This is a genomic window from Providencia hangzhouensis (genome assembly GCF_029193595.2).
GTDB lineage: Bacteria > Pseudomonadota > Gammaproteobacteria > Enterobacterales > Enterobacteriaceae > Providencia > Providencia hangzhouensis.
Genome location: NZ_CP135052.1, coordinates 2,841,613 through 2,854,942, shown reverse-complemented (window position 1 = coordinate 2,854,942; position 13,330 = coordinate 2,841,613). Strand labels below are relative to the sequence as shown.

The window sequence follows — 13,330 nt, the reverse complement described above, 5'->3', positions numbered from 1 at the left end:
CATAACGGAATAGGAGATAATGATGAAAAAAACATTACTAGCTCGTATATTTATTATGATCGTTATTTTGACTGGCTTTTCAATAGCGGCCCAAGCTGCGAATAATACAGTATTAACAGAAATTATAGCGCACAATAAAGTAGCGTATGAGTATGTGTTACAAAATACAGACCAAAATGAAGCAGATATAGAGTTTGAAAGGGAAGCGAAAGAACTTGATAGTTCTCAGTTGCGTAATATTGTTAACGATAAACGTTTTACTGGCCGACAATTCAGAATACATGAAAAGTAAGTCATATCTGAATTTTTTGCTGTAAATATGCGTATATTGAGTAATAAATCTACGACCTACATAAAGGAAATTCTATGCATCAAGGCCAATGTTTGTGTGGTTCTGTAAAAATCACAACAGCAAAAGATATTAGTCATGTCAGTGTATGCCATTGTGGAATGTGTCAAAAATGGAATGGCGGCCCAGGCTTTAGTGTTGATTGTGGTAACGATTTAATGGTAGAGGGGCAAGAGTCTGTGTCAATTTTTGCATCATCTCAATGGGGAGAACGTGCATTTTGTAAAAATTGTGGTTCACACCTTTTTTATCATTTACTCACACCTTCAACATATTATGCATCAGCAGCTTTATTTAAAGAGAGTAAAGATGCGCAAATGAGTATGCAAATTTACATAGATAGTAAGCCCAAATATTATAACTTTGTTGAAAGAACACCCATGTTGACAGAGAAAGATATTATGGAAATGATGTCCCCATCATCGGATTAAACTCTGTGGCTATAGATTTAATAGTAAGTAATAAGGAATGCAGTGGCAGTCGATCAGACTATATTTTTTTGATTCTATTCGTTAAATTGACCTCTTATTTGTCATGCGGTCGACTTAAATTTGTTTTACAATTAAGGTAATGACTAGGTTTAGAAGTTGTTCAGAGGAATAACAAATGAATAGTATGAAAGGAATGCGTCATGCGAGTAATATCGCGTGGGTACTACAATGGATATTAAATATTGGCTTGATCTCACTCGCTGCCGTACTTGTATTCTTTTTAGCTAAAGAAACGGTGACAATGGCTTCATTAATGTTTGGTAGCTCAAAAGGGGCGACGGCCTATGAGTTGTTAGAAGGCATTGTCATTTATTTTTTATACTTTGAGTTTATTGCCTTGATAATAAAATATTTTATGTCGGGCTATCATTTCCCGTTAAGGTATTTTATCTATATTGGTATTACTGCGATTATTCGTTTAATTATCGTTGATCATAGTGACCCTATGACAACTTTGTTGCATGCAGGGGCGATTTTGGTACTAGTCGTTGCACTTTATATTGCAAATACTGAAAAATTAAAGCGTGAATAACATACATTAGTGTAATTTACTTGCATACAAAAAAAGTGTAATTATTATTCCTTTTTTTGTATGCGCAGACTCGAAGTCAAATACTTAAGTGATATACCCTGCATTTAAATCTATAAGTTAATAAAATTTAAGATATGTAATTTTTGGTAATTAAAATTAATATAAATAATTCTAATATTTTATTTTGTAACTGGTTTATCCTGTAAAAACTAATCACAAAAATATTTTACTTTTATATATAGGTTATTTACTGTTATAAAGTTTCTATTCTAATAACATAAGTAGCTTGTAAATATGACAACAAAAACACTTCCCAAGAAAAAAGGGTTCTTAAACCGTGTCGAGCGCATCGGTAATGTTATGCCTGATGTGACTATGCTGTTTGTGTACGCCCTGATTATATGTTGGTTTTTATCTTATCTGCTTTCTTTCGTAGATTTTAGTTATTACCATCCTATTTCAAAAGAAAAAATTGCTATAGTTAATATGTTTCAGTATGAGGAAATCATATTATTTATCACTGCGGCAGTTAAAAACTTCATTAATTTCCCTCCTCTTGGTATCACGATAGTGGCAACATTAGGTATTGGTATTGCTGAAAGCAGTGGTTTCATTAATACCGCATTGAAAAAAATGTTGTCGTTTATTTCACCAAGAATGTTAACGCCTACAGTGGTGTTTGTGGGGATTGTTTCTCATATTGCTTCAGATTCTGCCTATGTCATTTTAATGCCAGTTGCAGCAATGATGTTTTATGCGAGTGGTCGTCATCCATTAGCTGGGATTGCTGCTGCATTTGCAGGCTTAGCGGGGGGATTTACTGCAAGCTATACGCCATCAATTATTGACCCAATCATGCAAAGTTTTACGCAAGATGCTGCACAAATGCTAGCGCCGGGTTATAGCGTAAATGTTTTATGTAACTATTTCTTTAGTTTGGGTGGTACATTCGGGGTTATTTTTACCTGTTGGTTTATCACTGAGAAGATTGTTGAACCATGGCTAAATAAAAACTGCCCAATCAGTTCAAACGAAGTTGATACTGATTCTGAAAAAAATTTAGGTAAAATTACTGCTGCTGAGAATCGTGCTTTTCGTATTTCTGGTTTAGTACTAATTGCTTTAGGTATCGGATTATTTGCACTATTATGGCCAGAGAACTCTCCATTACGTGGGCCGGATGGTAGCTTAACTAGCCCTAAAGCACCTATCATGCAAATTGTTGTGCCTTTATTATTTATTTTCTTTGCTTTGCCAGGCATTGTTTATGGTTATATGACGAAATCTTTTACATCAACAAAAGATGTTGTCAAGGCAATGGAAAATATTACTAAGTCACTTATCCCATTTATTGTTTTTGCTTTTTTTGCTGCCCAATTTTTATATTCATTCCAACATTCTAATTTAGGCACATTATTAGCGCTTTCAGGGGCAGAGTTATTACGTACACTTGATATGCCATCTGGAATGACCGTTTTTGGCGTTATTCTATTAACGGCTATCTTAAATATTATGATTACTTCTGCGACATCAAAATGGGCAATTATGGCGCCAGTATTAGTGCCTATGCTAATGGCAGTCGGAATTTCACCTGAATTAACACAAGCGGCATTTCGTGTCAGCGACTCTGCAATGAATGTGAGCACACCGATGTTTCCGTTTTATCCGTTAATCCTGATGTATTGCCAGAAATACTATAAAAATGCAGGAATAGGAACATTGTGCTCAATGATGATCCCATTCACCGTTGGGCTATTAATTATTTTAACTTCAACATTATATTTATTCTGGGCTTTTGATATCCCAATTGGTTTCGACAGTGGTTACACATGGCATCCTGCACCATAAGTAGGGCCAATACCCTACCTATTAAATAGGTAGGGTAAATATAGTTAATGCAAGGAATATAAAATGAACGAATTAGGTAAGCAATTAGAGCAGCGTTTTTACCGCTATCTCGCTATTGAAAGCCAAAGTGACGCAGCAAGCACGGTTGTTCCAAGCACAGAAGGGCAACGTGAGCTGGCAAAATTATTAGCGCAAGAGCTTGAAAGTTATGGCTTGAAAGATGTTTATATCGATGACCATGCCATCTTATATGCAATGCGCCCAGGCAATAAGCCTTCAGCGCCAAAAATAGGTTTTGTGACTCATTTAGATACTGTTGATGTTGGGTTATCTCCCATCGTTAAGCCTCAAACCTTAAGATATGAAGGCAAAGATTTATGTTTAAATGAAAAAGAAAATATTTGGTTTAAATCAGATGAGCACCCTGAAGCTGCACCTTATATCGGTGAAGAGATTATTTTTAGTGATGGAACTAGCGTACTTGGCGCAGATAATAAAGCCGCTGTAACGGTTGTCATGGAATTAATGAATAAGCTGCAATATGCCGATTTTGATTGTGGGGATATCTACGTTGCGTTTGTACCCGACGAAGAAATTGGCCTACGCGGTTCTAAAATTATGGATTTATCTCGTTTTAACGTTGATTTTGCTTATACCATTGACTGTTGTGCTCTTGGTGAGGTTGTGTACGAAACGTTTAATGCTGCTTCTATTGAAGTTTCAATTAAAGGTATTACCGCGCATCCTATGTCAGCTAAGAATGTATTGTTGAATCCTATTCGTGTAGCTCATGATTTTATTGGTTGCTTTGATCGTTTTGATACCCCAGAACATACAGAGCATCGCGAAGGCTACTTTTATGTGACAGATTTAATAGCAAATCCTGATAATGCTAAAATTAAAATGGCGATCCGTGATTTTGACCGTCATAGTTTTTCAGCTCGAAAACACTTTATAAAACAAGCGATTGAGTTAATAAAAGCGCGTCATCCGCGTGCAAAAATTGAGTGCAACATTGTAGATGTGTATAGCAATATTAGCGACTCATTAGGAGATGACTGTACAGCGATTGATTTAATTTTTGATGCATTGAAAATTCAAGAGGTTGAACCTAAGGTGATCCCAATGCGCGGTGGTACGGATGGCTCTGCTTTATCAGCAAGAGGTATCTTAACCCCAAATTATTTTACTGGTGCACTTAATTTCCACTCATGTTTTGAGTTTTTACCAATCAGCTCTTTTGAGAAAAGCTACTTAGTATCAGAAACCATTTGTCGTTTAGTTGGAAAAAAATAACATATCATTTTATTCTTAATATAAAGGCCACTCAATAAGGTGGCCTTTAATTATTAATACCCATAATTCATTCATGTAAATTATAATTTAGTTATTTTTAATAAAACAAAAATAAATAAAAAAGTGTATATGACTTTTTTATTTATTCATTTATTATTTTTCACTATTAGGTTTAAAATCCAATAGGGGTATTAATTGATTAATATTATAATAATTGACGACAGTAATATTGTAATTCGTGGTTTTGAGGCTATTTTTTCACGTCAAATACGTTTTAAAATTGTTGCTTCTTTTTCATCACTAGAACACGTGATTACATGGAATAGATGCCAAAAAGCAAATATGATTTTAATCAGTAGTGATAGTTTTCGTTATGACTCACTAAAAACAATCCAGACATTACGTCGAACTCAACCAGATGTTGGGATCATTATTTACAATGTAAGAAATAACCCTGCATTTTTTTTAAAAGCATTAGATATTGGCATTTTCGGTTTATTGAGTATCAATGTGACAGAAGAAGACATTATTGAAGCTATCCAAATTGTAAGTGTTAAACGGAGAATTATATCGCCGGATATTGCCCAAGACCTTGCTCTACAGCGGTTAGTTTATAGTAATCAACAAGATTTATATGATTTATTATCGGGGCGTGAGTTAGAAATCATGTTAATGATCACTCAGGGAATGCCTATAAAACGGGTAGCGGAGTCCCTTTCCTTAAGCCCTAAAACAGTAAATACCTATCGATATCGAATGTTTAGTAAACTTAATATCTGTAGTGATGTAGAATTAACTCATATAGCTATCAGTTATGGTTTAATCACAGCAAAACAGGGTTTACTCGAGTGTCAGAACAGTTCGAACCGAAAGCTTTCTTAAAAACAGTTACTAATCAACCTGGTGTATACCGTATGTATGACGCTGGGGAAACGGTTATATATGTAGGAAAGGCAAAGGATCTTAAGAAACGCTTAGCAAGTTATTTTCGTGAAAATGTGGGTAGCCGCAAAACAGAGCAGTTGGTAAAGCAAATCGCCTCTATTGATGTGACGGTGACTCATACTGAAACAGAAGCGCTATTACTTGAGCACAACTACATTAAGTTGTACCAGCCACGTTATAACGTATTGTTACGTGACGATAAATCTTATCCATATCTATTTTTAAGCAGTGAAACTCATCCTCGAATTTCGATGCACCGAGGGGCGAAACATGCTAAAGGCGAGTACTTCGGCCCTTTCCCGAGTTCTTATGCGGTAAGGGAAACATTAGCGTTAATGCAGAAGTTATTTCCGATACGTCAATGTGAAGATAGCATGTATCGAAATCGCTCAAGGCCTTGTTTACAATATCAAATTGGTCGTTGCTTAGGTCCCTGTGTTAAAGGGTTGGTTTCCGATGAAGACTATAATCAACAAGTGGAATATGTACGTTTATTTTTAACGGGTAAAGATAAACAAGTTTTGGCTGGTTTAGTTGACCGTATGGAAAAGGCAAGTTTAGAACTACGCTTTGAAGATGCAGCGCGTTTTAGAGATCAAATCCAAGCGGTAAGAGCTGTCACGGAAGAGCAATATGTATCTGGTGATAGCGATGACCTAGATGTTATTGGTGTTTCTTTTGAATCTGGTCTTGCTTGCGTGCATGTACTTTTTATTCGTCAAGGGAAAGTCCTTGGTAGTCGCAGTTATTTCCCTAAAATTCCAGCAGATACACAGCTTGAGGAAGTGGTTCAAACCTTCTTAGGTCAGTTTTATTTGCAGGGGAGTGAAAATAGAACTCTACCTGGCGAAATCTTATTAGATTTTGCATTAACAGAAAAAGAATTATTAGCTGAGTCTCTTTCTGAGATCGCGGGACGTAAAATTCATATTCAAAGTCAGCCACGTGGTGTGAGGGCTCGTTACTTAAAATTAGCGAGAACGAATGCATCAATTGCGCTTTCAACAAAATTAGCGCAACACTCGACGGTGCAACAACGTATGGAAGCACTAGCAAAAGTGGTTAATTTAGAAAACATCAATCGTATGGAGTGTTTTGATATTTCACATACGATGGGGGAGCAAACAGTCGCCTCTTGTGTTGTGTTTGATAAATCGGGCCCGGTGAAATCAGAGTATCGACGCTATAATATTACAGGGATCACCCCTGGAGACGATTACGCGGCTATGCATCAAGTTTTAACACGGCGTTATGGTAAACACATTGATGAAAGCAAAGTTCCTGACATTATCTTTATTGATGGGGGTAAAGGCCAATTAGGGCAGGCAAAGGAGGTGTTTAATTCACTAGAGGTTGATTGGGATAAAAAACACCCATTGCTGATTGGCGTTGCAAAGGGTAGCGACCGTAAAGCGGGGCTTGAAACCTTATTTTTAAAACCAGAAGGCGAAGGTTTTTCATTACCACCTGATTCCCCAGCTTTGCATGTAATCCAACACATCCGAGATGAATCACATAATCATGCGATTACGGGGCATCGACAACGACGAGCAAAAGTCAAAAGTACTAGTGCATTAGAGTCAATTGAGGGGGTTGGCCCGAAACGTCGGCAGATGTTGCTAAAATATATGGGCGGGTTACAACCTTTACGTAATGCAAGTATAGAAGAAATCGCAAAAGTGCCCTCGATCTCATACGCCCTTGCAGAAAAGATTTATAATGCATTGAAACAGTGAGTGTCTTAGGGCAACATATTCATAATATCCAACTTGGTCAAAAAGTTAGTGAGCGTGATGAAATTAAACATACCAACGTGGTTGACATTATTTCGCGTCATCCTAATACCGTTTTTTGTATTAGCCTTTTATCTCCCTGTTACTTGGGGGCCGTTTGCATGCGCGCTTATTTTTGTTATCGCAGCGGTAACTGATTGGTTTGATGGCTTTTTAGCAAGACTGTGGAAGCAGACTACAAAGTTTGGTGCTTTTTTAGATCCTGTTGCTGATAAAGTTATGGTTGCCACGGCGTTAGTGTTAGTCACTGAAAGTTACGATGTTTGGTATGTGACTTTGCCAGCAGCAACCATGATTGCACGTGAAATTATTATTTCTTCTTTACGTGAATGGATGGCAGAGATAGGAAAACGTAGCAGTGTGGCTGTTTCTTGGATTGGTAAATTTAAAACCACTGCTCAGATGATGTCACTGGTCGGTTTATTGTGGCGTCCAACGCCATTGATTGAAAACCTTTCAATCGCATTAATGTATGTTGCAGCTATCTTAACATTTTGGTCAATGTTCCAATATTTAAAGGCTGCATGGGGTGATTTGAGCGAAGCGTGATCGAAATGATTGAAAAAACAGCGAACGATCCAATTATTTCAATAATTGTATTGACTCGATAGGTGAAATCAGTAGAATGCAACGCATCGAACGGCAACATGGTTTACGAAAATAAATAAGTAAATCAGCCAGTTTGAAAAGCATAAGCTGAAAAGTGAAGCTTTACGCGGGAATAGCTCAGTTGGTAGAGCACGACCTTGCCAAGGTCGGGGTCGCGAGTTCGAGTCTCGTTTCCCGCTCCAAATTTCGAAAGAAATTCGGATAAGGCGCGTTAGCAAAGCGGTTATGCACCGGATTGCAAATCCGTGTAGCTCGGTTCGACTCCGGGACGCGCCTCCAAAATTTAGCCCAGGTGGTGAAATCGGTAGACACAAGGGATTTAAAATCCCTCGGCCTTTAGGCTGTGCGGGTTCAAGTCCCGCCCTGGGCACCATCTTAAAGTAATTAAACGCTATTAAGTGTTTTATTTTAAGTTAGCTAATCACAATGTGTTTTATTAAATGCATGGGTTAGTCGGGTAGATTAATAATTTATCCAAGTTTTTGAGAAAGACAATTTAGCCCAGGTGGTGAAATCGGTAGACACAAGGGATTTAAAATCCCTCGGCCTTTAGGCTGTGCGGGTTCAAGTCCCGCCCTGGGCACCATCTCAATTTTAATCAGAAATGATTAAAATTAGCAATTAACCACCTTTAGGTGGTTTTTTTGTATCTAACTCCCTTCAAATATTTAGTATCTGCTGAACTGATGTCGTTTAATTAGGTGTATTTATTCTTTATATTCAATGTGTTTCTTTTGAAATAGCATAGGTATTTTTGATTGTGTCAACTAACGCGAAATTCGTGTAAAAAACCGTAAGTCAGACCGTTCTGTTAGTGTTTTGTGTCACTATTCTGATTCTTAAAGAGGATCAGGCTATGTCTAACATGAAAACTGAAGTTGTAGTTGTACGATTAACTAAACATGAACGAGCGTTATTAGATACAGTAAAAACAAAACCGTTATTAGCAGATTGGTTGAAAGAAATTGCTATGGCAGAGGCTAAACAACAGGAGAACAAAGAAGAGTAAGGCAGCTTTAACGGTACAGAAATCAATCGAGTCATTTAATATGATGATAGAAAAGTTAATTTTTGATTAATTATTCATTTTTGATAGTATCAAATTAGATGACTTAATTGGAATTTGAGAAGTGATGATAAAAGGAATTTTGTTTACGTTAATACTCGTACTCGCTTCTGGCTGCACAACGAAAAAGCTAGATGCCCCTTATGGGTTTAAGTGGGGGCAAACCCCTAATGATATAAAAAAATTACAGTTAAAAGGATTGCAATGTACTGAGTTTCAAGAAGGAGGTGCGTTATGTTCATCAGCAAACTCTCCTCAAATAGCAAATAAACTGTTTTTATTGATGTTTTCTCGGGAAAAAAATACTCTAATGCTCGTTTCCTCCCAAGGAAAAGATAGCCGTGACCAATCAGTCATTTTGGCTGAGTATGATGCGATTAACCAGAAAATGTTTGAAGTATATGGTTTGCCAAAGCAAACAATTGAACGCTATAAACGAAATGTTTATTTCTTAGATAAAATATCTGATGACGAAACAACACCATTTAAGCGAGTTTATGAGAAAGATGGCATGCAGATTATGGTCGGTATTGTTAGTAATGCCCATTTTCGCAAAATTCACAATAAAAAAGATATTGTTTACTCAGTGATGGTTATACATAATTTAATACCCCCTAAGCCGCAATAAGCGGCTATCAAATTATTTATACAGGTTATGGCTGTTTATTGTTTCTCTTGGTAATGGTTTTAGGCATATCCTTTACCTCTGGATGAGTTCTTTAATATCTTGCAGTATTTCCCAAGTGCGTCATAGGATTGCTCTGGGAACATGATGATACGTTCCTTAATCTCAACAGCAGATATTTAAAAAATTATATTTCAATGTCTTATATTTGCTGGGGTGATGAGTGCTATAATGACAGTCGCCTTGGCGTCACAAAAATATATGGTCATTATTCTAGAGAGAAAGCAACTAACCTTGAGCGAGAGTTAGATTTATTACGCCGTGTTATTGAAACTCTCAATGATTTAAAATAGGTAATTAGTGGGAAAGTAACCAATAAACTGGTCTGTTCACCCTATTTATTTTCACTCTGTCTTAAGTAAATGGATAATATCAGGTATATTAGACCCTGATTGTTAGCTACCAAGAAAAAATTACTATGATTATCAAACCTAAAATTCGTGGTTTTATCTGCACTACAGCTCATCCAGCAGGCTGTGAAGCCAATGTTCGTGAGCAAATTGCCTACGTGAAATCACGTGGCGAGTTGAAAAATGGCCCTAAGAAAGTTTTAGTTATTGGTGCATCCACCGGTTACGGTCTGGCCTCTCGTATCAACGCCGCATTTGGCAGCGGAGCCGCTACCATTGGTGTATTTTTTGAAAAACCAGGCAGTGAAAGTAAAACAGGTTCTGCGGGCTGGTACAATTCCGCCGGCTTTGACAAAGCAGCGAAAGAAGAAGGCCTGTATGCAAAAAGCATTAATGGTGATGCCTTTTCTGATGAATGCCGTCAAACCGTTATTGACTTGATTAAACAAGACTTAGGCCAAATTGATTTAGTGGTTTATTCACTGGCATCACCAGTGCGTAAAATGCCTGAAACAGGTGAAATTGTACGTTCAGCCTTGAAACCTATTGGTGAACCGTACAAATCTGTTGCGCTGGATACCAACAAAGATGTGTTGATTGAAGCTGTTGTTGAACCCGCCAATGAACAGGAAATCGCAGATACAGTGAAAGTCATGGGTGGCCAAGACTGGGAACTGTGGATGAATGCGTTAGATGAAGCGGGTGTTTTAGCCGATAACGCACAATCTGTAGCTTATTCTTATATTGGTACGGATTTAACATGGCCAATTTATTGGCATGGTACATTGGGTAAAGCAAAAGAAGATTTGGACCGTGCGGCTCATGCAATCAATCAAAAATTGCAAGCTAAGGGTGGGGCAGCGTATGTTGCTGTATTAAAATCTGTTGTAACACAGGCTTCCTCTGCAATTCCTGTCATGCCGTTATATATCTCTATTGTCTTTAAGATTATGAAAGAAAAAGGGATCCATGAAGGCTGTATTGAACAAATTCAACGCTTATTTGCCACTAAGTTATTCAATGACGCAGTGCCAGAGACCGATGAAAAACATCGTCTACGTTTAGATGATTGGGAATTGCGTGATGACGTACAAAACACATGCCGTGAAATTTGGCAGCAGCTTAATGATAACAACATCAATGAACTAACGGATTACCAAGGCTATAAAGCTGAGTTTCTCCGTCTGTTTGGCTTTGGCCTAAATGGTGTTGATTATGATGCTGATCTCAGCGGTGAAGTGAATTTTGAAGTGAAAGAGTTAATGTAGTTATATTCGTCTTCATTTTCAACTTAATAGAAACCCGCTACTTGCGGGTTTCTATTTTTAGCTATCTTTGTAAATCATACGCATCTGTTTTATCTTGTTAGTTGAATTATTGCAATACGGTAATTTCACCATCGCGGATGAGAGCTTTAGAAATAACCGTTCCATTTTCATCAAATTCGGTCACTATTCCAACGAGTTTTTCATTTTTAAATGTGCCCGTAATATTGGGTTTATTACTAGGTGTGTCGTGATAAATTATAAATGGCCCTGATAATTTACCTTGCAGTGTGTTGACTTCGATATCGTTACGGCCACTCTCATGGTAAGTGCGGACAGTTCCATGTACCTTGCAGTCTTTGAGTTCAATATGGGATTCAGGCTTGCCATTTTCATAGTAGGTTTTGATATATTTATCAAAACATCCTTTAGATACCCATGTTTTAAATTTTGGCTGACCATTATCGTACTCAACTTCAAATGCTCCTTCAGAAATACCTTTAGGTGCCTCTGTGGAAGGAAAGTCTATTTTTTTTAATTCACTTAAATCTCCAAATTTTGAATCTGAGTTTGAATTAGAATTTGGAGATCCTCCAAGTTGGCACCCAGAAACTAATAAAACTAAAGAAAATAATGCAACAGATTTAATTGGTTTTAGTTTGAACATGTAGCCTCTATTATTGCTGTGAAAAAATAATGGATTCAATTGCATATAAAACTATAGCCTTTTTATGACCACATAGGGTGAGAATTATCCTAAACCATTTATTTTTAATGAGTTCTGGATATTTTAAAAGGGGAACTTAGGTGAATAAAAATTGATGTTAGTCATCTTGATAATAAGGTAATTTAGTCAGTTAATGTGATTTATATAATCAGGGAGTCATAGATGTTAGTTGTTGAAATGTTGAGTACCGGCGATGAGGTTTTACACGGACAAATAATTGATACAAATGCCGCTTGGTTGGCAGACTGTTTTTTTCAACAAGGTCTCCCTTTGAGTAGCAGAACAACGGTTGGTGATAATTTAGATTGTTTAGTCGCTACTTTCCTTGAGCGTAGTTTATCTGCAGATATTCTCATTGTTAACGGCGGGCTTGGGCCAACAAGTGATGATTTAAGCGCCTTGGCGGCGGCTAAAGCTGCGGGAGTTCCATTAGTTGAACATTCTCAGTGGGTTGAAGCCATGGAGCGTTATTTTATTGCCAGAGGGCGGGTTATGCCTGAAACGAATCGTAAACAAGCACTACTCCCTGAAAATGCTGAATTAATTGATAACCCTGTAGGAACGGCTTGTGGCTTTTCTTTAGTCTTGAATGATTGTCTGATTTTTTTTACTCCTGGTGTTCCTTCTGAATTTAAGGTTATGGTGAATGAGCAAATTTTGCCAAGGTTACGAGCACATTTTACATTGCCAGAGCCACCAGTTTGTTTACGCCTAACCAGTTTTGGCCGTAGTGAAAGTAGTCTTGCGAAGCAATTTGATAGCTTACCTTTACCTGAAAACTGTGTTTTAGGCTATCGTTCTTCAATGCCTATTATTGAATTAAAGCTAACGGGACCTGCGTCACAAAAAGAATTGATGGAAAGAGATTGGCAATTAGTGAAGCAAGGAGTAGGGGACAACTTGATATTTGAAGGGACAGAAGGTTTAGCGCAAAAAATTGGCAAATCCCTAAGAGAAAGGAAATTACAAATAATAGTCAGTGAACAATTTAGCGCAGGGCTGTTAAGTTGGACATTAGATTCAGCGGGGATCGCTATTTCTTCCAGTCAAATTTTGCCATCTGACGTGGAACAAACATTGAAAATTTTAGCGCAAAGAGCTCAAAATATAGCAATCAATCATCCTTTATCTATTGGTTTAGTGGTTGGCGAATATAATGAGCAATATTTAAACGTTGCTCTATCAACACCAGATATGTGTTATGCGCAGAGAATTCATTATTTACCAAATAATCATTCACAGAAAGAAAAACAAGAAGTCAGTGTAATGTTAATATTAGATATGTTGTCTCGTTGGTTAAATGGTCGCGAGGTTATTGGCTACTATGAATGGTTAGTACAAACAGAAACACTTATTTTTGAGAGTTAGGTGGTT

General features: G+C 37.2%; 13 protein-coding genes and 4 tRNA genes. 16 read left to right on the top strand and 1 reads right to left on the bottom strand.

The window, feature by feature from the left end:
* The first annotated feature begins 19 nt into the window (after positions 1-19).
* The 15 genes from PZ638_RS12940 to fabV all read left to right on the top strand — a co-directional run bounded on the left by PZ638_RS12940 (position 20) and on the right by fabV (position 11,232).
* A complete protein-coding gene (locus PZ638_RS12940; protein WP_148699127.1) occupies positions 20-292 on the top strand; it encodes a hypothetical protein in 273 nt (90 codons plus the stop codon).
* 74 nt (positions 293-366) lie between these two features.
* A complete protein-coding gene (locus PZ638_RS12935; protein WP_094961219.1) occupies positions 367-780 on the top strand; it encodes a GFA family protein in 414 nt (137 codons plus the stop codon).
* Between the two features lie 184 nt (positions 781-964).
* Positions 965-1,372 carry a phosphate-starvation-inducible protein PsiE gene (psiE, locus tag PZ638_RS12930; RefSeq protein ID WP_172412229.1) on the top strand — a complete coding sequence of 136 codons (408 nt, stop codon included), beginning with the start codon at positions 965-967 and terminating at the stop codon, positions 1,370-1,372.
* A 294-nt stretch (positions 1,373-1,666) separates the two neighbouring features.
* Entirely contained in the window at positions 1,667-3,220 is a 1,554-nt protein-coding gene (locus tag PZ638_RS12925) for an AbgT family transporter (RefSeq protein ID WP_004263378.1), read from the top strand.
* Between the two features lie 63 nt (positions 3,221-3,283).
* Complete coding sequence (gene pepT, locus PZ638_RS12920; RefSeq protein WP_112307465.1) at positions 3,284-4,516, top strand: peptidase T; 1,233 nt, start codon at positions 3,284-3,286, stop codon at positions 4,514-4,516.
* A 195-nt stretch (positions 4,517-4,711) separates the two neighbouring features.
* Positions 4,712-5,398, top strand: a complete 687-nt coding sequence (locus PZ638_RS12915) for a LuxR C-terminal-related transcriptional regulator (protein ID WP_272674273.1) — start codon at positions 4,712-4,714, stop codon at positions 5,396-5,398.
* Positions 5,365-7,197, top strand: coding sequence for an excinuclease ABC subunit UvrC (gene uvrC / locus PZ638_RS12910; protein ID WP_262960440.1), 1,833 nt, complete (start codon positions 5,365-5,367; stop codon positions 7,195-7,197). The genes PZ638_RS12915 and uvrC overlap by 34 nt, the downstream gene beginning before the upstream one ends.
* Before the next feature lie 57 nt (positions 7,198-7,254).
* Positions 7,255-7,803 carry a CDP-diacylglycerol--glycerol-3-phosphate 3-phosphatidyltransferase gene (gene pgsA, locus PZ638_RS12905; protein ID WP_004263394.1) on the top strand — a complete coding sequence of 183 codons (549 nt, stop codon included), beginning with the start codon at positions 7,255-7,257 and terminating at the stop codon, positions 7,801-7,803.
* A gap of 166 nt (positions 7,804-7,969) precedes the next feature.
* Positions 7,970-8,045 (top strand) — tRNA-Gly (locus PZ638_RS12900).
* A 23-nt stretch (positions 8,046-8,068) separates the two neighbouring features.
* Positions 8,069-8,142 (top strand) — tRNA-Cys (locus tag PZ638_RS12895).
* Between the two features lie 7 nt (positions 8,143-8,149).
* Positions 8,150-8,236, top strand: a tRNA-Leu gene (locus PZ638_RS12890).
* A 126-nt stretch (positions 8,237-8,362) separates the two neighbouring features.
* Positions 8,363-8,449 (top strand) — tRNA-Leu (locus PZ638_RS12885).
* Positions 8,450-8,719: 270 nt separating this feature from the next.
* On the top strand, positions 8,720-8,872 hold the full coding sequence (locus PZ638_RS12880) for a hypothetical protein (protein ID WP_036958643.1): 153 nt from the start codon (positions 8,720-8,722) through the stop codon (positions 8,870-8,872).
* A gap of 124 nt (positions 8,873-8,996) precedes the next feature.
* Entirely contained in the window at positions 8,997-9,557 is a 561-nt protein-coding gene (locus tag PZ638_RS12875; protein WP_094961222.1) for a hypothetical protein, read from the top strand.
* 475 nt (positions 9,558-10,032) lie between these two features.
* On the top strand, positions 10,033-11,232 hold the full coding sequence (fabV, locus tag PZ638_RS12870) for an enoyl-ACP reductase FabV (protein WP_094961223.1): 1,200 nt from the start codon (positions 10,033-10,035) through the stop codon (positions 11,230-11,232).
* Between the two features lie 106 nt (positions 11,233-11,338).
* Here fabV and PZ638_RS12865 read toward each other — a convergent pair whose 3' ends face one another.
* Entirely contained in the window at positions 11,339-11,941 is a 603-nt protein-coding gene (locus PZ638_RS12865) for a toxin-antitoxin system YwqK family antitoxin (RefSeq protein ID WP_272656661.1), read from the bottom strand.
* A gap of 177 nt (positions 11,942-12,118) precedes the next feature.
* Between PZ638_RS12865 and PZ638_RS12860 the strand changes: the two genes are divergently transcribed.
* A complete protein-coding gene (locus PZ638_RS12860) occupies positions 12,119-13,324 on the top strand; it encodes a nicotinamide mononucleotide deamidase-related protein YfaY (RefSeq protein WP_136134999.1) in 1,206 nt (401 codons plus the stop codon).
* Positions 13,325-13,330: the final 6 nt, after the last annotated feature.

What these genes read in the sequence shown, in the direction of transcription:
- pepT (WP_112307465.1), top strand. Translation starts at nt 3,284, where the DNA reads ATGAACGAATTAGGTAAGCAATTAGAGCAGCGTTTTTACCGCTATCTC.
- PZ638_RS12860 (WP_136134999.1), top strand. Translation starts at nt 12,119, where the DNA reads ATGTTAGTTGTTGAAATGTTGAGTACCGGCGATGAGGTTTTACACGGA.
- PZ638_RS12925 (WP_004263378.1), top strand. Translation starts at nt 1,667, where the DNA reads ATGACAACAAAAACACTTCCCAAGAAAAAAGGGTTCTTAAACCGTGTC.
- PZ638_RS12940 (WP_148699127.1), top strand. Translation starts at nt 20, where the DNA reads ATGATGAAAAAAACATTACTAGCTCGTATATTTATTATGATCGTTATT.
- pgsA (WP_004263394.1), top strand. Translation starts at nt 7,255, where the DNA reads ATGAAATTAAACATACCAACGTGGTTGACATTATTTCGCGTCATCCTA.
- PZ638_RS12880 (WP_036958643.1), top strand. Translation starts at nt 8,720, where the DNA reads ATGTCTAACATGAAAACTGAAGTTGTAGTTGTACGATTAACTAAACAT.
- PZ638_RS12935 (WP_094961219.1), top strand. Translation starts at nt 367, where the DNA reads ATGCATCAAGGCCAATGTTTGTGTGGTTCTGTAAAAATCACAACAGCA.
- PZ638_RS12865 (WP_272656661.1), bottom strand. Translation starts at nt 11,941, where the DNA reads ATGCAATTGAATCCATTATTTTTTCACAGCAATAATAGAGGCTACATG.
- psiE (WP_172412229.1), top strand. Translation starts at nt 965, where the DNA reads ATGAAAGGAATGCGTCATGCGAGTAATATCGCGTGGGTACTACAATGG.
- PZ638_RS12875 (WP_094961222.1), top strand. Translation starts at nt 8,997, where the DNA reads ATGATAAAAGGAATTTTGTTTACGTTAATACTCGTACTCGCTTCTGGC.
- fabV (WP_094961223.1), top strand. Translation starts at nt 10,033, where the DNA reads ATGATTATCAAACCTAAAATTCGTGGTTTTATCTGCACTACAGCTCAT.